This window comes from Alteromonas sp. 4NH20-0056 (assembly GCF_057539655.1).
Genome location: NZ_BAAJLS010000005.1, coordinates 206,568 through 228,050, shown reverse-complemented (window position 1 = coordinate 228,050; position 21,483 = coordinate 206,568). Strand labels below are relative to the sequence as shown.

General features: G+C 43.1%; 24 protein-coding genes. 9 read left to right on the top strand and 15 right to left on the bottom strand.

Going from position 1 to position 21,483, the window contains the following annotated elements; genetic code table 11:
- Positions 1-21: 21 nt before the first annotated feature.
- On the top strand, positions 22-792 hold the full coding sequence (locus tag AC27EZ_RS11480; protein ID WP_487135439.1) for a substrate-binding periplasmic protein: 771 nt from the start codon (positions 22-24) through the stop codon (positions 790-792).
- Here the strand turns inward: AC27EZ_RS11480 and AC27EZ_RS11475 are convergent.
- Entirely contained in the window at positions 778-1,683 is a 906-nt protein-coding gene (locus AC27EZ_RS11475) for a LysR family transcriptional regulator (protein WP_487135438.1), read from the bottom strand. The two genes, AC27EZ_RS11480 and AC27EZ_RS11475, sit on opposite strands and share 15 nt — an antisense overlap.
- Positions 1,684-1,793: 110 nt before the next feature.
- Here AC27EZ_RS11475 and AC27EZ_RS11470 point away from each other — a divergent pair, with 110 nt between their 5' ends.
- The 3 genes from AC27EZ_RS11470 (at position 1,794) to AC27EZ_RS11460 (ending at position 4,589) form a co-directional block, all read left to right on the top strand.
- Positions 1,794-2,498 carry a CoA transferase subunit A gene (locus AC27EZ_RS11470; protein ID WP_487135437.1) on the top strand — a complete coding sequence of 235 codons (705 nt, stop codon included), beginning with the start codon at positions 1,794-1,796 and terminating at the stop codon, positions 2,496-2,498.
- A 2-nt stretch (positions 2,499-2,500) separates the two neighbouring features.
- Positions 2,501-3,157 carry a CoA transferase subunit B gene (locus AC27EZ_RS11465; RefSeq protein ID WP_487135436.1) on the top strand — a complete coding sequence of 219 codons (657 nt, stop codon included), beginning with the start codon at positions 2,501-2,503 and terminating at the stop codon, positions 3,155-3,157.
- Between the two features lie 82 nt (positions 3,158-3,239).
- Positions 3,240-4,589: a DEAD/DEAH box helicase gene (locus AC27EZ_RS11460; protein WP_487135435.1), complete on the top strand. Its 1,350-nt coding sequence runs from the start codon at positions 3,240-3,242 to the stop codon at positions 4,587-4,589.
- A 57-nt stretch (positions 4,590-4,646) separates the two neighbouring features.
- Here AC27EZ_RS11460 and AC27EZ_RS11455 read toward each other — a convergent pair whose 3' ends face one another.
- The 3 genes from AC27EZ_RS11455 to AC27EZ_RS11445 all read right to left on the bottom strand — a co-directional run bounded on the left by AC27EZ_RS11455 (position 4,647) and on the right by AC27EZ_RS11445 (position 6,524).
- A complete protein-coding gene (locus AC27EZ_RS11455) occupies positions 4,647-4,889 on the bottom strand; it encodes an EF-hand domain-containing protein (RefSeq protein WP_421131429.1) in 243 nt (80 codons plus the stop codon).
- 58 nt (positions 4,890-4,947) lie between these two features.
- A complete protein-coding gene (gene trhO / locus AC27EZ_RS11450; RefSeq protein WP_487135434.1) occupies positions 4,948-5,943 on the bottom strand; it encodes an oxygen-dependent tRNA uridine(34) hydroxylase TrhO in 996 nt (331 codons plus the stop codon).
- Positions 5,944-6,026: 83 nt separating this feature from the next.
- Positions 6,027-6,524, bottom strand: coding sequence for a VC2046/SO_2500 family protein (locus tag AC27EZ_RS11445; protein ID WP_487135433.1), 498 nt, complete (start codon positions 6,522-6,524; stop codon positions 6,027-6,029).
- 126 nt (positions 6,525-6,650) lie between these two features.
- Between AC27EZ_RS11445 and AC27EZ_RS11440 the strand changes: the two genes are divergently transcribed.
- Complete coding sequence (locus AC27EZ_RS11440) at positions 6,651-8,291, top strand: response regulator (RefSeq protein WP_487135432.1); 1,641 nt, start codon at positions 6,651-6,653, stop codon at positions 8,289-8,291.
- On the opposite strand, the gene AC27EZ_RS11435 is transcribed toward AC27EZ_RS11440, so the two are convergent.
- From AC27EZ_RS11435 to AC27EZ_RS11425, 3 genes are all read right to left on the bottom strand, one after another.
- Entirely contained in the window at positions 8,288-8,557 is a 270-nt protein-coding gene (locus AC27EZ_RS11435; protein ID WP_487135431.1) for a hypothetical protein, read from the bottom strand. The genes AC27EZ_RS11440 and AC27EZ_RS11435 overlap by 4 nt on opposite strands.
- 106 nt (positions 8,558-8,663) lie before the next feature.
- Positions 8,664-8,834: a hypothetical protein gene (locus AC27EZ_RS11430; protein ID WP_487135430.1), complete on the bottom strand. Its 171-nt coding sequence runs from the start codon at positions 8,832-8,834 to the stop codon at positions 8,664-8,666.
- A gap of 2 nt (positions 8,835-8,836) precedes the next feature.
- Positions 8,837-9,211, bottom strand: a complete 375-nt coding sequence (locus AC27EZ_RS11425; RefSeq protein ID WP_487135429.1) for a P-loop NTPase family protein — start codon at positions 9,209-9,211, stop codon at positions 8,837-8,839.
- Positions 9,212-9,485: 274 nt separating this feature from the next.
- On the opposite strand from AC27EZ_RS11425, the gene AC27EZ_RS11420 reads away from it, so the two are divergent.
- Positions 9,486-10,481: an ATP-dependent 6-phosphofructokinase gene (locus tag AC27EZ_RS11420; protein ID WP_487135428.1), complete on the top strand. Its 996-nt coding sequence runs from the start codon at positions 9,486-9,488 to the stop codon at positions 10,479-10,481.
- Between the two features lie 103 nt (positions 10,482-10,584).
- On the opposite strand, the gene AC27EZ_RS11415 is transcribed toward AC27EZ_RS11420, so the two are convergent.
- The 4 genes from AC27EZ_RS11415 to AC27EZ_RS11400 all read right to left on the bottom strand — a co-directional run bounded on the left by AC27EZ_RS11415 (position 10,585) and on the right by AC27EZ_RS11400 (position 13,781).
- Entirely contained in the window at positions 10,585-11,412 is an 828-nt protein-coding gene (locus tag AC27EZ_RS11415; RefSeq protein ID WP_421131436.1) for a LytR/AlgR family response regulator transcription factor, read from the bottom strand.
- Between the two features lie 2 nt (positions 11,413-11,414).
- Complete coding sequence (locus tag AC27EZ_RS11410) at positions 11,415-12,488, bottom strand: sensor histidine kinase (protein ID WP_487135427.1); 1,074 nt, start codon at positions 12,486-12,488, stop codon at positions 11,415-11,417.
- 105 nt (positions 12,489-12,593) lie between these two features.
- On the bottom strand, positions 12,594-13,055 hold the full coding sequence (locus AC27EZ_RS11405) for an Mpo1 family 2-hydroxy fatty acid dioxygenase (RefSeq protein WP_487135426.1): 462 nt from the start codon (positions 13,053-13,055) through the stop codon (positions 12,594-12,596).
- Positions 13,056-13,100: 45 nt separating this feature from the next.
- Positions 13,101-13,781, bottom strand: a complete 681-nt coding sequence (locus AC27EZ_RS11400; protein WP_487135425.1) for a PilZ domain-containing protein — start codon at positions 13,779-13,781, stop codon at positions 13,101-13,103.
- Between the two features lie 121 nt (positions 13,782-13,902).
- On the opposite strand from AC27EZ_RS11400, the gene AC27EZ_RS11395 reads away from it, so the two are divergent.
- Positions 13,903-15,687 (top strand): M61 family metallopeptidase, encoded by a 1,785-nt coding sequence (locus AC27EZ_RS11395; RefSeq protein ID WP_487135424.1) that lies wholly within the window; start codon positions 13,903-13,905, stop codon positions 15,685-15,687.
- 55 nt (positions 15,688-15,742) lie between these two features.
- On the opposite strand, the gene AC27EZ_RS11390 is transcribed toward AC27EZ_RS11395, so the two are convergent.
- The 3 genes from AC27EZ_RS11390 to yejK all read right to left on the bottom strand — a co-directional run bounded on the left by AC27EZ_RS11390 (position 15,743) and on the right by yejK (position 18,647).
- Entirely contained in the window at positions 15,743-16,537 is a 795-nt protein-coding gene (locus AC27EZ_RS11390) for a M23 family metallopeptidase (RefSeq protein ID WP_487135543.1), read from the bottom strand.
- A gap of 83 nt (positions 16,538-16,620) precedes the next feature.
- The gene (locus AC27EZ_RS11385; RefSeq protein WP_487135423.1) at positions 16,621-17,496 is read right to left on the bottom strand and encodes a 6-carboxytetrahydropterin synthase; all 876 of its coding nucleotides are present in this window, start codon (positions 17,494-17,496) and stop codon (positions 16,621-16,623) included.
- A 65-nt stretch (positions 17,497-17,561) separates the two neighbouring features.
- The gene (yejK, locus tag AC27EZ_RS11380; protein ID WP_487135422.1) at positions 17,562-18,647 is read right to left on the bottom strand and encodes a nucleoid-associated protein YejK; all 1,086 of its coding nucleotides are present in this window, start codon (positions 18,645-18,647) and stop codon (positions 17,562-17,564) included.
- Between the two features lie 159 nt (positions 18,648-18,806).
- On the opposite strand from yejK, the gene AC27EZ_RS11375 reads away from it, so the two are divergent.
- Positions 18,807-19,022 (top strand): YejL family protein, encoded by a 216-nt coding sequence (locus AC27EZ_RS11375; RefSeq protein WP_487135421.1) that lies wholly within the window; start codon positions 18,807-18,809, stop codon positions 19,020-19,022.
- 13 nt (positions 19,023-19,035) lie between these two features.
- Positions 19,036-20,547: a DUF3413 domain-containing protein gene (locus AC27EZ_RS11370; protein ID WP_487135420.1), complete on the top strand. Its 1,512-nt coding sequence runs from the start codon at positions 19,036-19,038 to the stop codon at positions 20,545-20,547.
- A gap of 41 nt (positions 20,548-20,588) precedes the next feature.
- On the opposite strand, the gene AC27EZ_RS11365 is transcribed toward AC27EZ_RS11370, so the two are convergent.
- Positions 20,589-21,455: a putative RNA methyltransferase gene (locus AC27EZ_RS11365; protein WP_487135419.1), complete on the bottom strand. Its 867-nt coding sequence runs from the start codon at positions 21,453-21,455 to the stop codon at positions 20,589-20,591.
- Positions 21,456-21,483 lie beyond the last annotated feature (28 nt).

Genomic DNA, 21,483 nt, shown 5'->3' with positions numbered 1-21,483 from the left:
GCAAGCCTAATAGATGTGCATATGAAATGCGCGTGGTTTCTATGCACCCTGTTTAGTATTTCATTCCCTCTACACGTCTTTGCATCCTGTGAACGCGTTATCATCTCAGCGCATCCTAATTACGCGCCCTTTCATTGGGCACAGGGCGAGTCGCTTACAGGAGCATCAATACATACCGCAACGGATATATTGAACCATTTAGGTGTGCCGTGGGAAGTGCAGCATAGCGGTCCGTGGAAGCGTGTACTAAAAGAAGCCTATGACGGCAACATAGACCTTATCCCAGCCCTAAAGCGCACTTCAGAGAGAGAAAGCTACCTCACCTTTACCCATGCACCATTTTTTGATAACCCGGTAAATGTTTTTAGGTTACGCGGCAACAAACCAATAAGTGACCTTCAAGCTCTAGACGGCCTAATAGGGAGTATCAACGCGGGAGACAAACATGGCGCTGTTATTGATACATTTCTTGCTCATCAAGACGTTGTTCAGGTAAAAGGCATACGTGAAAGCTTCCAAATGTTAGATAAAGGTCGCGTCGACTATTATGTTATCGGTGAGCGCGTTGCCCGTTCATTTTTGAAAGAAAATAACCTAGAAGAACGGTTCGTGAAAGTATTTGAACTAACCGGAGCACAAGTACATTTTGCTTTTTCAAAGCAATCACCATGTGCTTACCTCACCTCGTCGTTCGACAAATATCTCGTCGAAATGAACAACGACAATACAATTAAGCACTATATCGAAATGTATAACGACTTATGGTTACAGCAGCGCTTAGTTATCGAGTAATGCATCTTTTTTGTACCTATTTACGGATTGCTGCCACAACTGTTTAGCCGCCACAGACATACCTCTTTGAGTACTCTTCACTAGCCCCACTTTTTTGATGAGTGGCGCATCGTTAATAGCGAGCGTCTTTAATCCAATAGATTCCATTTGTAGTTTGCAAATTGATGGCATTATTGACATTCCAAGGCCCTGGCAAATGAGCCTGCCTAACGTCGCAAGCTGCCCTGTTTCAGCGACAATGTTTATAACCCCACATTGTTCTAGCTTCTCTTGTGTCCATCGCCTTACGGCTGACCCACGGTTCATCATAACAAAGCTATGAGCGATACACTGTGCCCACTCTATTGAGGTATGGGCTGCTAGAGGATGATGCGGGTTTACTACGGCAACGAATTGATCATCAAATAACGGAACAAAGTCTAACCCCTCTGCTGCCATTGGCTCGAACGTAAACCCAATATCTGCACGCCCTTTTTTTACCTCATCGATCACGTTCTCCATCACCACATCCACAATTCGAATATTGATATTTGGCGCGTGAGAATGATATGTCGCTAGCAATGGCGGAAGGTGTGACTCAGCGAATGAGGGCATAGACGCAATCGTAAGCTGACCTTTTTCCATCGCAAAAAGCGTTTGAATATCACTAAGCGCATCGTCCCAATCGCGCAACACTCTCAGCGCATGTGGAAGAAAAACACGCCCTTCTGGCGTGAGTGATACCCGACGGGTACTGCGAATAAAAAGGCTCCCCCCTATCTGTTCTTCGAGCTTTTTGATGGCAGAGGAAAGAGCAGGTTGCGTAAGATGTAATCTATCAGCAGCTTCAGCGAAACTGTTCGATTGCGCAACGTTTACGAACGCCTGAAGGTTTCTATATGAAATATTCATAATTTATTAATAACTATAATTTATTAATACTAATATTATTTCAATTTTACATAAGTTATTACATTAGTAATACTCTTTATTAACGAAACGTGTCGATTAGGAGCACAGTCATGTCAGGCTTTAATAAAGTCGTAACAAGTTATGAAGAAGCAATGCGCGGCCTTGAGGATGGAATGACCATTATCGCCGGAGGATTCGGTTTGTGCGGTATTCCAGAAGGGCTCATCAATCAAATTAAAACCATGGGTACTAAGCAACTTACGGTGGTATCAAATAACTGTGGTGTTGACGGTTTTGGCTTAGGCTTGTTGCTAGAAGATAAACAGATTAAAAAGATGGTGTCATCGTATGTTGGCGAAAATGCCCTATTTGAACAACAATTGCTAAATGGTGAGTTGGACGTAGAGCTTACCCCTCAAGGCACGTTAGCCGAAAAGATGCGCGCCGGTGGTGCGGGTATCCCTGCATTTTATACTGCAACAGGCTACGGCACCCCAGTTGGTGAGGGCAAGGAAGTAAAAACGTTCAACGGACGACCGTACATTTTAGAAGAATCGATCACCGGTGACTTTGCCATAGTGAAAGCGTGGAAAGTAGATACTTACGGTAATTGTGTTTATCGACATACGGCTCAAAACTTTAATCCTATGGCAGCAACAGCAGGAAAAATCACAGTGGTAGAGGCCGAAGAAATCGTTGAGGCGGGACAACTTGCGCCAAGCGAGATCCACACCCCTGGAATATACGTTAATCGTGTCATAAAAGGCAGTTTTGAAAAACGTATCGAACGTCGCGTTACTGCGAAGGAGGCATAATCATGGCACTAAGCAGAGAACAAATTGCAATGCGCGTTGCACAAGAATTTAAAGATGGCGATTATGTAAATTTAGGTATTGGTATTCCAACACTTGCGGCAAGTTATGTTCCAGATGATATCAGCGTGATGCTGCAATCTGAGAATGGATTACTTGGTATGGGTGCCTACCCTACTGACGATGCCGTAGACGCCGATATGATAAACGCAGGCAAGGAAACGGTTACAGCCATTACAGGTGCTTCTATTTTCAACTCTGCGGAAAGCTTTGCGATGATACGAGGTGGGCACGTTGATTTTACCGTACTTGGCGCCTTTGAAGTTGACGTAAATGGGAACATTGCTTCGTGGATGATCCCAGGAAAACTGATAAAAGGCATGGGTGGCGCGATGGACTTAGTGGCAGGTGCAAAAAATATTATTGTTACCATGACACACACGGATAAACACGGTAATTCAAAATTACTTGATGCATGTACCCTTCCTCTTACTGGTGTTAATTGTATTACACGTATCATTACAGACTTAGCCGTGCTTGAAGTTAAAGACGGCGCATTTGTATTAAGAGAGTGCGCACCAGGCGTTACGCCTGAGGAAGTCAAACAAAAAACGAAGGGAGCACTTATCATTCCAGAAGAAGTCACAGAAATGCAGGTTTAGGCTGCATTAAATTCTTCGCGTGCTTTCATAATCGCGGCCTTTAAGGGATAATAGCGTTTGACTATTTCTAAGAGGCCGCACATTGTTAGTTACTGACCTACCCGTTCATCATAAAATTATTGCCAAGCTTGAAGCAAAGAATATTACTTCGCTTACTGAAATTCAGGAAAAGACCATTCTTCCAGGTATTCAGGGCAAAGATATTATTGCATCTTCAAAAACGGGGTCTGGTAAAACCTTTGCATTTCTCGTTCCGGCCGTAAACCGTTTAATGTCTCAAAAAGCATTGAGCCGACAAGATCCAAGAGCCCTTATTTTGGCACCGACGCGAGAACTGGCTAAACAGGTTTTTATCGAAGCTAAGTCATTGTGTAGTGGTCTCAATCTAAGCTGTACACTGGTTGTAGGCGGAGAGAACTTTAACGATCAAGTAAAGTCATTGCGTAGAAACCCTCACATCATTGTGGGCACCGCAGGTCGCGTAGCCGACCACTTGCTAGGTAAAAGTATGTACTTGAACGGGCTAGAATTGTTGGTATTCGATGAAGCTGACAGAATGCTCGACTTAGGCTTTTCTTCGCAATTAAAAATGATCAACGACTTTGCCGATCATAGAAAGCGTCAAACTATGCTTTTTTCTGCGACACTCGATAGCATAGAACTCAATCACATGACCTCAACGCTGACCAAAAGCGCAGTGCGTGTTGCTGTTGGAGACGCCACAGCTGAGCACGGGGACATTACCCAGCAATGCTATTTTGCAGACAATGTCGAGCACAAAGACACATTGTTGGACACTGAATTAAAACGCAGAGATTACAATCAAGCTATCGTATTTACCGCAACACGAGAAGATACCGACCGGTTAACCACCATGCTCAACGAGAGTGATTTGCAAGCCATCGCGTTGCGTGGTGACTTACCACAAAATCAACGCGCTTCAATCATGAGTGAGTTCGCCCGAGGCCAGCATTCAATATTGGTTACCACTGACGTTGCATCTCGCGGATTAGATCTGTCTAAAGTCGGGTTGGTTATCAACTTCGATTTACCCAAGAATGCTGACGAATACATTCATCGCATTGGACGCACAGGCAGAGCTGGCCAAAAAGGTGAAGCGATGTCGCTTATTGGTCCAAGAGATTGGAAGAGTTTTACAGCACTTAAATCTCACTTGCAGTATGCTTTAGCATGTGAGAACCATGACACCCTTCCTGCGTCATTTAAAGGGTTTGAAGACAAAAAGCCAAAACCCGCATCATCCAAGTCGTCCTCGGCGAAAAGCCGCGTAGCGTCACCTAAGAAACAGGCCGTTCGTCGGGTGGACACAATGGGCGGTGAAGATATTGGTATGGTGCCTATAAAGCGAAAGCCTCGTGCTCCCATCGAAAATGATGACGGTGATAGCGACGACACGCTAGAAGAGCAATAAGCATAAAAAAGCGAGCTGAAAATAGCTCGCTTTTTTGTTATTGTAACAACGGAGGACCTAGTATTCCCACCAACATTCCTGCCACCATTCTAGGAACTCAGGAAAATCAATAAAGCCGTCATTATTACTGTCGATAAGCTTAAAGCCTTCCTCGACATGACTAGCTTTTGTTTTAGGCGATATAACGGTTAGTAGTTCAATAAACTCAGTCAAATCGATTTGACCGTTTCCGTCCTTGTCGAAAAAAATAAAGTCGTTCTTTATCTCTTCAATTTTTGCTTCTGAAAGTTGAGTACTCACTCGTAATCCTTAATCGTACATCATATACATCGAGTGTAACGCTCAAGATGGTGCCTGTCTACGCCTGATTTTGCTTTGCTTTCAAAGCTCTCTCTCGCTGCTGACGAGCTTTTTCTAAACGCTTTTGCTCCATCGTTTCTCTCGCTTCAGTACCTACGTGCTCTTGGTTACGTGCTTTAGCAAGTTGAACTTGCTTTTCACGTTCACGGAAACGCGCTATCTGATCATCAGTGTGTGTGCCGTAACAATGAGGACAGCTTACACCCGGTTCATATACATCACTCTTTTTATCTTCTACCGTAATAGGTAGCCGACAAGCGTAGCATTGATCATATTTACTTTTTTCAAGGTCGTGGTTTACAGCAACGCGATTATCAAAAACGAAGCAATCCCCTTCCCATAACGACTCATCTTTAGGTACATCTTCTAAATATTGAAGTATGCCACCTTCTAAATGGTATACCTCTTCAAACCCTTGCTCTTTAAGGTATGCCGTTGATTTTTCACAGCGAATACCACCGGTGCAAAACATGGCGACTTTTTTATTTTTGGTCGTGTCTAACGCGTTTGCAACATACTCTGGAAACTCACGAAATGTTTTTGTTTTTGGATCTATAGCATGCTTAAACGTGCCAATTTCTATTTCATAATCGTTACGGGTATCAATTACGGTAACGTCTGGGTCACTGATTAATGCATTCCAGTCTTTGGGTTTTACATAGGTCCCGACGGTCTGACGAGGGTCGATACCTTCCACGCCCATCGTCACAATTTCTTTCTTAAGCTTAACTTTGGTGCGATAAAAAGGCTGGTCATCGTGCAAAGACTCTTTGCAAGAAATAGGGTTTATTCTGCTGTCGCTATTAAGGTAGTGAAGTAATCCATCGATACCCTCACGCGTACCCGACACGGTGCCGTTAATACCTTCATTGGCGAGAAGCAAGGTTCCTTTAATACCATTTTTTTCCATGGCATCAAGAAGAGGTTGGCGCATTGCCTCGAAGTTGTCGAGCGCAACAAATTTGTACATCGCGCAAACGATATATTTAGTCATAATGTTCACCTTTGCTAGTTGGAACGTAAAACCAGTGCAAAATGCGGCGCGGAGAATAACAGAGCAGCGTTAAAATTACTAGACTATGCAACAAATGTCTGTTGAGCGAGCGGTATTAGGTCGTTTAGCATGGTGGGATCTTCAGGTAGCTGTTCAGCGTACTGTGTTTTTAGTCGCTTTTGGGTGCTTAGCGAACAGTTATTTATTACATCATCACTTAACTTATTTTTATCGTTTACTTGAGATAAAGGTGAAGGATGCATGTGTTGAAAGAGCGAAGCATCTCTGGTGTACCCACTATTGTACAGCGTGTTAACCCTGCCTATTATCTCCCAATCGGCCGACGCAGCCGCTAGCGCTGGCTGTCGATAAAAGCTAAGCACATCGACATGTAGTGAGGCGTTTTCATCTTCTTTTTGTAAATCGTGGTAAGAGACATTATGAACAAGCGCACTCTGCTGCATTGCAAGATATAACGAAAACAACGTCGCGTCTTGCGCTGCCTTAGCGAGGGTGCCGTTTTTTTCCCATGAAATACTGGGGTCTATTACAGCTTGATGAACGGTGTGGGGCGCTTCCAAAGACTTACCTAACGTTTAATGCATACTTATGTTGTCGGCAAGATAATGTTTTTCTTAAGCATATTCTTGCCCTTAGTGCAGTTTTCATTAATGATAAAAGCATTCACGACGGCTAATGGAATAGAAATGAAATTTGCGGACAAGCAGGTTTTGATAATTGAAGACCAGCGCCCTTTTCTTCTTCTACTCAAAGGGCTCGTTAACTCCATGGGCGCCACCGATGTTGTAACTAAATCATCGGCAGAACAAGCACTGTCACTGTGTAAAAAACAAAAATTTGATATTGTTGTTTGTGATTTACATCTAGGCGTTGACAAAAAAAATGGTTTTGAGCTTATTGAAGAGCTTCGGACTCGGCGCCTTTTAAAACCGACATCCATTTTTATTATTATTAGCGCGGATAGTGCACGTCCTGTTGTCCTTGGTTCAATCGATAGGCGACCTGACGATTACCTTGTTAAACCCTTCTCACAAGTGCAATTAAAAACACGAATCTCCCGTGCGTGGCAAAAGCGTCAATCACTATCAACGGTTTATGAAGCCATCGCGGCTCAGGATACCAATACCGCTATTGATGAATGCGAAACACTGTTATCGCAAGAAACCTCGTATAAGGGGGCGTGCGAACAGTTATTGGTCGAACTCTACTGGGAGATTAATGCTCCCCAAAAAGCATTTGACGTGCTGCAAGCCTATCGCAGTGGTAAGCCAATATTGTGGGCACAAATAGCCCTTGGGAAAACGTATTTAAAACTTGAAGAACACAATAAAGCCATAGAGATGGCTGACCTTATTTTGAATCGTAATAAATTTAACGCAGATGCGTTAGATATACTGGCCAATGCGAACGACAGCCAAAAGCAGAAAGATGCGGCAATAGATGCAATAAAGCAGGCTATTAAAATTTCGCCCTTTTCTCTTAGCCGACACTTTAATGCTTGTCTGATTGCTAGACGAAATGACGATTACCTATTGGCGTCAGAGTCGAGTAAAGCAATTTGGGAGCTATCTAAACGCACTATCCATCAAGATAGTTTGCACTGGTGTGGCTTCATTCGCAGCCTGTTAGATGTCGCTGAGTACACCGACGATAAAAAAGTTAAAAACAGATATCAACAGGAAGCGTTACTTGCCCTGCAACGAGGTAAGTTTGACGAGCATTTACAACGAATAGACAACAGCTTCGACATTACTATTTTTAGCCATATCATTAATGCTCGCGTCAATGTCTTAGACGGTAAGATGATAGATGCTAGGCGACAACTAGGTATTTCACAGCTAGCACTAGAAAAAAATTACGATTCGCCACCTAAAGCATTCCTACCAGACAGTATAAAAGTAATGTATGACTTAGGCGAATATGAAGACGCAATTCGATATCAAACAATAATAGAAAGTGAAGGAATTTCACTTGATAAAAATAGCGAACAATTATTGTTAAGCGAGTCTGAAAAAGCGAAAGAACGCTTAGCAAATTATCAAAAATTCAATCGAGAAGGTATTCAGCTTTATCAGCAGGGACAGTACGAAAAATCAAAGAACTCGTTCACGTTGGCCCAAGAGTTTGCCCCTGTAAATACCGGCGTGGCTCTCAACTTATTGCAATGTCTTTTACAGATACTGAGCAAAAGTGCTACACCTGACAACACATTGCTAAGAGAATGTCGACGGCTTTATAAATTATTAGACGATATGCCCCTTAAATCACAGTACAGTGAGAAGTATTCGCTGTTACGCCGTGATCTATCGGAATTTACTGATGTTTAGCAGCCGCCGTCAGCGCCTCCACTGTCTGCGCCGCTACACCCGCTGTTGTCACTACTTGACGTGGTGGCAATAAACCCTGCACTTCCCGCGTTTGGGCTTTTTACCATCCGTCGCGAACGCCGTTTTGTCAGTTTAATAAAGGCAATAACAAGCGATACCACGAATAACGCAGGGAAGACTTTACTGAAAACGACGCTCTTTGCGTCTAAATCGGTGTAATAAAAACTACTTACGGCGACGAAGAGAACAATAAACCAGCCAAACATAACTTTTCCTTATTTTTCGGTCTTATCTACGACGCATAAAATACGCTAAACACATAATATAGTGAAAGGTAAAAAGTGTCACAAATCATTATATAATGCGTATTGTTTACCCCCATGCATTTGAAATCAATGCAATAAGTTCACTTTCTGGCATGAACAGTTGTTGACCGTCTAGTAACATTTTTTTGCCAGCAAACTGGTTGTAGAGTGCATCATGATAAGCTTTAGACAACGCCCCCTCTCGCAATGCATAACCTTCAATCCATTCAACAAGCATCCCTAAATTCTTATCTTGTTCAGTTTTAGACGCATACTTGTGGGGCTCCCACGGTCGTCGTAGTGCGTTTTCAGTACATTGTTTAAGGTGGTGTTGGCATAAATAAGCAGCGTGCCTTCATCCTGTTGAATGAGTTGACTAATTAAGTCGCCATAACACCCCTCTACAACCCAGCGCTGTGGCGAAACGCCACATCGGGTTTTGATGGCTAACATCGAATCTGAAATATTGTCTCGAATGGGCGTTTGGCAGGCATTCTCGCGACCTTTCCACGCCACCTCATCTAAATCGATATGCGTCAGACGATAAGCTGATGCAATCATCTTTGCTAAGGTACTCTTTCCAGAACTAGAATTACCTACAATCGCAATCTTCATCGTTATCAACTCTTCATGCTACTTAATGACCTAATTCATTATTGGCTACGCCCAATATAATGCTAACGGCTTAGCGTAATTATTAAAATGAGACCTTTTCGCTACAGTGTATCCTGAATGATAAAGGCGTAGCCAATGCGAGGACGTGAAATAACCTAATTCGCTTATTATTTTACGGGTTGTAAAAAAATGGTTGAGCAAATATTGACGCTCTGACTTGCCGAATGAGCTAAGGCATATTACGTTAGGTATAAAAATAAAGCAGGAGTTTCTTGTGTCAAAACGTGTTGCAATTTTAACCTCTGGAGGCGACGCACCAGGCATGAATGCATGCCTTCGCGCCAGTATTATCGCGTGTGAACGAGCAGGTTACACCCTTTTTGGGTATGAGCATGGCTACAATGGCTTAATTGCTCAAGAATACCGCCAATTGTCCCTCTCTTCCACGCATAATCTTATTCAACAAGGTGGAACAATACTGCACAGTGCAAGAAGTAAAGCGTTCAAAACGATTGAGGGAGCAAAAACATCGGCTGAGAATTTATTGGCTCTCAATATCGATACCTTAATTGTCATTGGAGGGGATGGTTCTTTTCGTGGAGCCGAACACCTTTCAAACCATTGGCCTGGCCAAATTATTGGTATACCGGGTACCATCGACAATGATATTCAAGGTACTGATGCAACAATTGGGTTTTATACTGCGGTAGATACCGCGGTATCCTCAATTGATAAAGTGCGAGATACCGCTGATGCCTTTGAGCGCATTTTTCTCGTTGAGGTCATGGGGCGTGATGCCGGATTTTTAGCGCTGCATGCCGCCATTGCATCTGCGTCTGACTATGTAATTCTTCCCGAAACCTTTGTTGACGAAGAAAGCGAACTTACCAATATTATCCAGCAAATAGAAAATCGACGTGCGCTTCGCCGGTCCATAAGTTATATCGTAGTCGTAGCAGAAAATGTCTGGCCTGGGGGTCTTCACGCGCTTGCGCAGTCGCTCAATAACAAAGGAATAGAAGACATTAGGCCTGTTACACTAGGGCACGTTCAACGTGGCGGCTCACCAACCAGCCAAGACAGAATTCTAGCAACAAATTTGGGGCGCTATGCCGTTGATCTCGTCGGCACCGACGTGACTAACGTGATGATAGGAGAACGCAATCAAAATATTGTTGAAGTACCATTAGTCGACACATGGAAAAGCAGAAAACCCTTAAATAACTATAGGTTAGATACTATGCTAAAAGTAATGAACGAGCGATTTTGAGTCGCCCAGAGGTTACGCGTAACCGAATTATTGACCTCACTCCCTAAAACAAAGATACCGGCACAAGCCGGTATCTTTATAAACTAATGTGCCCAACAATAATCTACATCTTCATGGCCGCTTTTACTTTATCTCTATGGCTTCGACTTACTTTAAGCTCGGTATCATTCTGTAAGATAAGGTGATACTCACCGCTTATATGGCTAACCAGTTTCTTTACAAAACGTATGTTTGCGATAGCCGAACGATGCACTCGAACAAACAATTGAGGGTTTAACTCTTGTTCAAGCTCTTTCATTGTCTTGCGCATAATATGCATGCCGTCTAGTGCATGCACACACATGTAGTCACCGGCAGCATCTATCCATTGAATATCTTGGACATTCACGCGCGTAACTTCAGACCCATCTTTAATAGCCAATACATCAGGGTAAGGGTTGGTTTCTACGGGTTCACCACTGGCCAACTTGCGTAGGATTTCTTCACAATCATCACCGGTAAGTTCAGAAACCAAATTCACCAACTTCTTTGATTGTTCATCTTGGTGTTGGCTTGAGAAATACTCTCGTACTTTATCAAGTGCCAACCGTAGTCGTTCATCATCTGCAGGCTTAAGTAAGTAGTCTAAGGCGTGTACGTCAAATGCTTTAATCGCGTAGCTGTCATACGCAGTGACAAAAACGACAAGTGGAATAGGCTGTTTAAGCTCACGAAGCTTATGAATGACTTGAAAGCCGTTTAGCCCAGGCATTTGAATATCAAGAAATACCAAGTCGGGGCGGTGCTGAGAAATGGCACTTACTGCCTCTACGCCATTTTGGCACTCGGCCAGGATATTTATATCATCATGGCGCTCTAATCTTGCACGCAAGCCCCTGCGAGCAAGCGGCTCGTCGTCGACAATTAAGGTTTTAATGGTTTGCTTAGTCATTATTATGCATCCTTTACTTCATAAGGGATTCGGATCCTGACCCGAACCCCAGATGGCTTATTATGTTCACACGAGAAGGCAAAATTTCTTCCATACAAAGAATGAAGTCGCTCTTTTATATTGACTAGCCCTACTCCATTTTCTCGCCTTAACTGGCCATCTTTAATGTCGGCACCCGGCCCGTTATCTGCCACATCCATAAGCAAATCATTACCGAATGTACGTGCACTAATGGCTATTTGACCACCCTCTTGCATTTTAGATATGGCGTGTTTTATAGCGTTTTCAATAATAGGCTGTAAAATCATGCTTGGAACAAGTGCTCCGTCGCATTGTTCATCTATGTCCCAAACCACTTCAAGCCGATCATCAAATCTTACTTTTTCAATTTCTAGGTATAAACGTAATGCTTGAATCTCTTGCCCCAGCGGTACGCGTTTTATAGGGTCGTTATCCAGAGAGTATCGCAAAAAGTCGCTTAACCGCGATACCATGGCCTCTGCGGTATCGTTTTCCTTAAGAAGGATAAGCGTCGATATCGCATTAAGTGTGTTAAAAAGAAAATGAGGATTTAGCTGATAGCGCAACATTTTGATGTGCGCCTGATGTGCCATGGTGCTCGCTTTCAAAGCATTTTGCTTTTCTTTTTGCAGCATTTGGAAGTTTTTAATCCCAAAGTAAACGCCACTCCAACAACCAACCATAATGAGGGAGTTTATGGTATTGGTAAAATACATGTACCATTCGTCCGGCCGGTAACCGTGTTTGTATATTTCCCAGTAATTAATGTTTTTCACCACCGCCCACAACAACGCAATAAGATAGCAAGCCGCAATAACGATAATAATCATGTTGAGCGGAGATTGCTTTCTTGCCCATCGATACACGTACCTGAGGGGTATGGTTAATAACCATCCTGCGTAGGCGTTTAAAAGAATAATAAAGACCCAGATAGGCCTTACATCGTGGAGGAACGAACCTATGTAATAAATGATAGCGAACCCTGCCCAGCCAGCGCTGTGCAATGTCCAGAATAATCGCTCATTACTTTCGATAACGCGCTGAAAGCGGCTCACATGTCTACCATCAAAAGAAGTGTTACCCTCATTATACGCAAGGCATTAATACCGGGGGACGAATTAGTCGTGCGTCAGGTGCCTCTTATCGCAAGCGTGTAAAAGCTAATAACCAATATTTACGCGTTTAAGCCAGTGCACCCACCACCAGGCAGGCCCAACAAGTAAAAAGCGAATGTCATCCAGAAAGGATGGTTTCTTTCCCTCTATTTTGTGTCCAACAAACTGCAGTATCCACATAAAAATAAAAAGGATTAAACAACATTTCCATACCGATAACTGTGCCATTGCCAACGCATTGATACCACCAAAACACGCAATGGTTAAGAGCGTCATTGCTGCACCGATAGGGCCTGACAAGCTGAAATAGTAATATAACAGCGGTATCGCAAGAATATGTGCCCAAGTAATATTGAGGTTTGCGATGAATTCAGGAACAGGAATAGACCATACCAACCCTAACGTAACAAAATAGATGCTTGGAACGGCAATAGCGTGGATAATAACATTGGTTCTATTTTGATGACTTTTACCATACTGCATCAAGAGCTTTTCAATGGTTCTCATTATCATGCCTTTTATCGTTATTGTTTTTGATGTGTGTACTAACAGTTAATTAATAAGTGTGTGGTTAGACAGCAACGCATTAATGGCCTCTTCCTCGCCATCAAACTTTACACCGTAATATACAAAATTAGGTTCTAGTCGGTGATTTTTCACGATAGTTGCGATCGACGTTTCATCTTTTTCGTTGCCATACAGTAGCATTAATGCACTGTTGTCATTTAACACTGGCCATTCAGCTTTAACTGGCAACGCTAATTTGCAACCATCAGCACTAATATCAACAATAATTCCACTGGCTCCCTCATCACCAAACTCTTCTGACTTCACCCTTACTGATATACCTGGGTACGCCCGTTTATTTGCCCTAAGACCTTTGGATTCGATACGTCGAGGAAAACTCGTTATCAACAAACCAGTTGGTTTTGTTAGAAGTTTAAGCACGTTTACTCGAAATGCGATTACCTGTCCAGCTTCACCCTCTAATACAAACCTAACGACAAGATCGTTGCCTACGGTAAGCAAATCACGCACACTCATCCACTTTGCTGATGTAGAAATCTGAAAAATCATACACTGCCCAAGCTCCATACCAACATACGTTGTTTTAATACGCCTCGGTGCCGTCGGCGTCGTAATTTGAATATCGACAACGGCGCAGGTAGGTAGAGATTTAAGGCCACTAATATCTTCTTTACTTAGCGACGTAGCCTTTGATTTTTCAGTCATGATTACCGTGTTATTATTATACTAATAACTTAATGTAACCAATTTTTTGCTAGCTGACAAAGTCTTCTCGCATCAATGTTACTATTTAAAATTTAACAGTTTACGCTCTTATAGGACATCCATGTCACACCCAACGCTAGACTACACATTACTTATCACCGATTGGAAAAAGCATCAGTTTACTGTTTCGCTTTCTATTCCTGAGCACGACCATCCAAAACTGACGCTTACAATGCCAAGTTGGATACCCGGAAGTTACATGGTCCGCGACTTTGCGCGTAATGTTATTACGCTTTATGCGCAACAGGCTGATACCAACAACCCACTATCTGTTGTTAAGACTGATAAGCAGACATGGGAAGTGGTAACCGATGGGAGCCCTGCTACGGTTAATTATACGGTTTATGCAAATGATCTTTCCGTGCGCTCAGCGTTCATTAATCACGAATATGCATTTATCAATGGTACGTGCGCCTTTTTGTCTGTAGATGAGTTTGAGCATGCCAACTATCAGTTGACTATTGGCAAACCATCAATGCCATGGAAACTTAACACTACCCTTCCGTTTAAATGTGAAGATGACAATGAGTGGGTTTTTAACGCGGTTAAATACGAAGAGCTGATAGATCACCCCATTTATATTGGTATTGCCGACGTGTATTCTTTTGACGTAGATGGCGTATCATTTGAGCTACTTTTTTCTGGCAAAAATAATATCGACCTAAAACGAATTGCAGATGACTTAACCCCTATATGCAAACATCATATGCGTTTGTTCGGCGAGCCACAGCCTATCGATAACTATCTCTTTATGACACTATTGGCGGCGACTGGTTTTGGCGGCTTGGAACACAGAGCGTCAACAGCATTACTCTTTCCTCGCTTCGACTTGCCTATGATTGGCGACGACACATCGGTTAAGTCCGAGAGCTACATCACCTTTCTAAGCTTATGCAGTCACGAGTTGTTCCATACTTGGCATGTTAAGCGCATTAAGCCCAAGGTGTTGGTCAGCCCAAGTCTAGCCAGTGAAACCTATACAAACCAACTATGGATTTACGAGGGCTTTACCAGCTTTTATGACGACGTAACACTTGCTCGCGTCGGGTTGATTTCACCGCAACAGTACGCTGACATTATAGCCAAAACCATGACGCGCCTATTACAAAATGAGGGCCGGTTAAAACAGACCGTGGCTGAAAGTAGTTTTGATGCATGGACAAAGTTCTATAAGCAAGACGCTAGCGCTGCGAATAATATCGTAAGCTATTACGCGAAAGGCGGCATTATTGCATTGGGGCTAGACTTATTATTACGCAGACAATCGAATAACACAGTCAACCTTGATGACCTTATGGTATTACTATGGGAGCATTATGGGCGAGAACTCAAAGGGACGCCCGACGACGTAATCCAAACTCTATGTATGGCGCATTTCCAAATAGATGTGTCTGACTACTTGAATAAGGTCGTTTACGGAACCGAAGATGTTGCTTTGATGGACCATTTACCAGCCATTGGCTTATCGATGCAAACGAGAGCAAAGATAAATGCTGATGATAAGGGAGGGACTACATCAGCCAAGACAGTGAAAAGACAGCTTGGTGCAACACTTAAGCCTGTTGCACAAGGCCTTAGTGTAGTCCAAGTGTTTGAAGGCTTAGCGGCGATGGAAGCTGGGATATTGCTTAACGATGTCATTATCGCTATTGATGGTTATGTAGTTGATCAGAAATTGCTTCCGCGGCTTCTTGATACTACGCAAGCCCTATCAGCTGACGTGACGTTAATTAGAGATGGAAAACTTTTGTCCGTTACATTGCCGGTAAAAGATGCAAGAGAAGATGCTTGTTTCTTTACTATTGAAGACCAAAGCGCCTTTGAGACGTGGTTATCGTCTAAGTAGACGCACTGGAAATAAGGTAAATGGCCCGCTGATGTGGGCCATTTATTCGTTGTAATTAGTTCGGCTGGCCTTGCACAATAGTTTGAGGGTCTAACCGCTTTTTCCCTAAATTGATACGCCAATCTAAATGCGGCCCCGTTGCTCGACCTGTATCGCCAATGGCGCCAATTCGCTCACCCTGCTTAACAATGTCTCCAACTTCAACGTCCATGCTATCTAAGTGCAAAAAGGTAGAAAAAACATGCATTCCATGGTCAATAATTAACGTGTTACCTGAATAATAAAGGTCGTCGGCTAACGTTACGGTACCCGCTGCAGGTGCGATAACTTCGGTTCCCTTAGGACCACCAACATCCACGCCATAGTGGGGCCATTTTGGTACGCCGTTTAATACCCTTTGGCTGCCATAAACCCCGGTTATAGGGCCTTTTGCAGGCCAGATAAAACGCGTAAATACTGCATCATAATCAGTGGCATTACTTCTTGCTGCAGCAACGTTACGATTATCTTTTTTAATCCTTTCGGTGCGAGATGCAGGAGGCGTGACCATCTTTTGATCTAACCCGTCAATACGTTGAATATTGTATTCACGTTTTTCAAGCGTTAATGCACGTGAAATAGTTTCACCGTTTGGTAACGTTACCTCAAGCAAATGATTTAGCGGCGCTTCTCGCTCAAACCCAATGACAAACTTTCCTGAGCGATGCACAGCAACGGGTTCGTTATTCAACCGTACGCTAGCCCCTTTTGGTACTTCTGCACGTAGAAGCGCACCCTGAGTAAGCATACCATTTAGTATCAGACCATCGTTTTCGACACTCTCTACACTCAACGCTATCGCATTTGTCATACAACACGCAGAGAGGACAATACCCGACAATAAACGCATTAATTTACGGTTGTTTTTCATATTCTTTGCACCAACAGCATGAACTATTGAGACACCATCGCGCCCTTGCCTACACCCTCATAAGCAATAACTTTACAATGATTATCCGGCGTAAGCTTACTTTGCTCTTCCAACAAATACTGAGCCAAGCACTCCACGGTTGAATCTGTCGTAATCACTTCACAATCCGATTTGGGGATGAGCAATTCAAAATAGCCCTGTGAAGCCTCGTAAGCAAACATGAAATATTCTTCGGGGTTAGTCACTGCACCTTTCATTTTTCGCTCTGAAAATGCAATTTCATCACTTGTAGTGGCAATATAAATATCAGCCCAACGGTCAGCCCAGTACCGCTGATAATCTTCATTCACTTTACCGTCTAATAGAATATCGATGCGAGAACGGTGACCATGCGCAATTCGTTGGCAGTTTCCATCGTGCTTTTTAAGGCCGTGAGTATAGTGATAATAAGGCGAGTCAATCACTTCAGTGCGTAACTGCAACGTAATATTGTCAACATTTTCAGGTAAGTGAGTGGCAATCACTTCTTTCAAATACATACTGACTGAGTCCATCGTTACCACGTCAGAATAGATGAATGCATACGCCTCGGCTGGGCAATGCAGCATAATGGCCCGCCCATCAATACACGAAAAGCGTACTTCAACGTGTTCGTTTTCATCATTATGAATAACATCAGCCCCAGCATACTCTGCTGGCACTAGCAGCTTATGGTCTATGTACTCGTCAATGAGCTTTTTAAGGTTCTTTTTTACCTTACCGAAATCCTGGACCATACTTTCTTCGTTTAATTCGCCGTCCAAAATCACATCGACAATCCAACTTTCCCCTACCATGCCGCGCTGCGGGCACAGGTAAGAGAAGTCCATTACCGTTAAATCATTTACAAATAATTGCATAACACCCTTGAATCGTGTTCGTTTTCTTTTTCAAGTATACGTTTTTTCTGCGCTACGCGCAGCGCTTAGTCCATAGAAGATTGGCGATTAAGCTGATCTTTTAAGTTCGGTGGAATACCGCGGATCGTCAACGTATCGGTAGCGGGGTCATAAAACACCCTTTCACCCATCAATTTTCTCTCAAAACTCACCGATACACCACCACCTTGCCCAGTAAATTTTGCTAACTGTTTTAGCGCTGCAGGATCGGGTTGTATTTCTTTTTCCAACGGAGATTCCATTGAGTCAGTAAAGGCAGAAAAATTTTGTGAAGCATCGCTTGTAGGTAGTCTCTTTGCTAGTTCATCAATAGATAAGCTTTCACCAGCATCAATTTGCTCTTTAAAATACGTTTTTACTTGTTCGCGGTGCTGATGCTGTTCACTTGGGTCAAGTGATTCACTGGCCAGATACGCATCAACGGATGAAATTAGCTGTTTGTTTTGCTGTTTTACGTCGACAAGCTCTTCGCACCCAACAAACTCCATGAAAAAGTCAGATACTTTTCTTCCCATGCGGCCTTTAATGAAGCTTACATAGCGTTGTTGTTCGGGCTGAATATCCCATTGAGTCAGGTCAATACGCACGGCGAGTTGCATTTTTGCCAAATCTAAATGCTCACGGGCTGATAAATCTAAGGAGTTTGTCACTTCAACGTGCGAGCGTGTATTGAGTAACGCTATCATCAGATATTGTGTTGCTAAATACTCGTACTGACAGAAGATAAGAAACCCTGTCTCTACAGTACCCATGTCAACCAAGGTTTTAACTAATCGATGGGTTGCCGAAAGTGAAAATTGATGAAATGCCTCTTCGACATTGTCACCATTTTCTTTTTTAATTGCGAGGTAAGTTCGTAACTGCTGCGCAAAAGCCGACACGTCGCGTGATGTATTTTCTTCGCCTTCTGCGTTGGCACTCGCTGTTGACTCGTCAACAAAGTGTCCCACCCCTTTACCCGGTTTACTGTTGAAACTGTGGTTGATTTGGTGCGCGAGTAATTCTATTTCTGGCGTCACCGCCAAACAATCATCACGGGGAACCGCTTCAATTTTTTCGTCTTTATTAACGATTAAACGATGAACAACAAAATGGTGAATCAGTGCACTCATAACGTATCGGGTGTCCTGTTGATTAAAAAATGTCTGAAAAATCCAAGGAATCGAGGGATTTTGGAATGAATGATTGTACTCAACCAAACAACGATTATAATCATTTTACAGATAAAACCATTCTTTTTATAAAAGAAATCATAAAAAAGAGGCGTAACAATGCCCCAGCAAAGCCGCTATTCAAATGCCGAGTTCGAAGCCTTGATGAACAAAGTTATTTTTACTTTGGAAGAAAATCAAGCTGATCGAGACTTATCAATGATGGTGTTGGGTAATGTCATTACCCATATTATCAATACACAAGTAAAGCCAGAAAGCCGCGAGGCAATAGCTGAACAATTCGCTAGTGTACTTGTAAAAAGCGTCAAACCATAAACAGGTCGTCATTATGATTTTAGCCGAATCACCTCGCCGTCAGCGGGTAACGAAGCTTGTAAACTGGGGGCATTGGTTTGCCCTCGCCAATATTGTAATCGCGATCATAATTGCATCTATTTTCGTGTTTTCATCGCCCTTACCAGGGTCTGCTATCGGCACCTTTTATTTATTTGCTAATTGGTTCGGCCATATCGGATTCATGACGTTCTTCGGATTTGTCATATTTATTCTGCCTTTGTGCTATCTGGCCACTAACCCTCGCATAATAAAAGCGGCTGCATCTATTATTGCGGCAACAGGGTTAGCGTTGCTTGCCTTCGATGCCCTTTTATTCAATAAGACCGGCTTTCACATAAGCCTTCATGCTGCCGACCTATTAACCAGCGAAGCCAATGCGCAAATTACCATTGAAAGTTGGCAGCAGTGGACATTTTTATTGTTACTTTTTTTAGTATGGTTGGGGTTCCAGCTTGTTTTAGCCAACGCCATTTGGAAACGGGTAGAACGTTTTTCACGCCACCATATTGGCACTAAAGTCAGTAGTTTTTTCGTCGTAAGCTTTGTCGCGAGTCACGCCATTCATGTATGGGCTGATGCAAAGCTTTATCAACCGGTTATAAAACAAGACAATATGTTCCCGCTGTCTTATCCGGCAACCGCGAAAACCACCATGTCTCGTTATGGGTTGCTTGATTTAGCCGCTTATGAAGAACGTAAACAACTTCAGTTTAACCCCGATATCCATAATATAAATTATCCTTCTGAGCCCGTGTATTGCGCGATTGATTCAAGTAAGAACATGCTGGTTTTAGTGCAGACGGATACCAAACCGATTAATGAGCTGGCGAACTACGCATTTAATTCGGTTGAAAATTATTATACAACCGCAACCAGTGTTGAAGGCTTAATAACATCAACCCTATTCGGTGTGCCCGAGCTCTACCAAGAGTCACTTGAAAGTAAGCGTCCTGTGATGTTGGCACTGCCTATGGGGTCAGGTATGCCAGTCTCTATATTCACACCAAACGTTACCACCATGGCATCGTTAAATGGCTATACAAAAAACCAATTACAAACGACAGATGGACTGCATATAGCGTTTGTAGAAGGAAATGATGTTGCAAGCGCGATAGACAGTGCCGTGCAAGCAGGCTCTGACGTAATAGTAGCCACACAGCGTGAAAATGGTACGGGCACACTAATGTCGACTCTACCGCTTAACGCTGCAATGGCTACCACAGAGGATTTGGCCCCTACCATAATGCACGCGCTAGGATGTAATGCCCCCATTACGTTTTATTCGACGGGGCAAAACTTGTTAGCTCCTAAGCGGGCATGGTTAGTAAGTACTTCTGGCGAGCGAATCGTCATGTTCCACAATAATCAACGTACAGATGTGCTCAGCAATGGTAGTTACGAAATAATCGACACGCAAACAGGCAAACGGAGCAATGCACCGCTGAATGTAAACTTGCTCAGCCAAGCTATAATGCACCTAACACGGTTTTCAGAAAACAAATAAAAAAAGCGCCTTTATGGCGCTTTTCTTTTGTTAATCAATTTTTAGGCATTGCGCTTGTATAAACGTATCTGAAAATCTACGGTAACCTTTTTCAGTGAAGAGATTATGCTATCTATTTTTCCTTCTGGAAGCTTCCAATAATAAGGCGTCATTTTAACTAAATCGGTCACCTGTTCGCGCGAATCAAAAGTAAGCGCGTACGACAAGGCTTCATCACTTAATAACGAAAAGCCGTCCCTTTCCCCCGCACCAACACTGTGCTGTTGTGGTTGGTCGTAAATAAGTGCCTTTAGCTCAAATAAATGTCGAGGCGCAGGATCGACCGTAATCAGCAAACCATCAGGCTCAAGAACACGTGCGTATTCTTTACTGTCACCCGGTGCAAATACTTGTATAACCGCATGTTGCGTAGCATCTTGCAACGGCAAATCGAAACTACTTGCCACGACAAACTGTAAGCCTTTGTATGCTTTCGCTGCCAACTCCACCGCTATTTTTGCAATATCACTACCCGCACCTGACGTATTGATATTCTTGTCGTTAAGCCTTTCAACAATATGATACAAATAGCTCCCTTCGCCACAACCTGCATCATAAACGCGAAATACATCGGATACTGGCGCATTATCGGCCAACAAAGCCACCATTTTTTGCTTTAGCGGTAAATAACCATGTTTGCTGTGAAATTCTCTGCGCGCACGAACCATGGCCTTGTCATCACCGGGATTTTTTGAGTTCTTAAACTGAACGGGGAATAAGTTGACATACCCCGCTTTCGCCATGTCAAAGCTATGTCCGTTTTCACACTGTGATGTTGGAGATATTAACGATAAAGGATATTTGCAAAGTGGGCACTGCCACATGATGGTGAGGTCTCGCGTATACAATAATGGCGGCAATGATAACAAACAAAGCCGCCAGTGTCTTAGGCTTGGT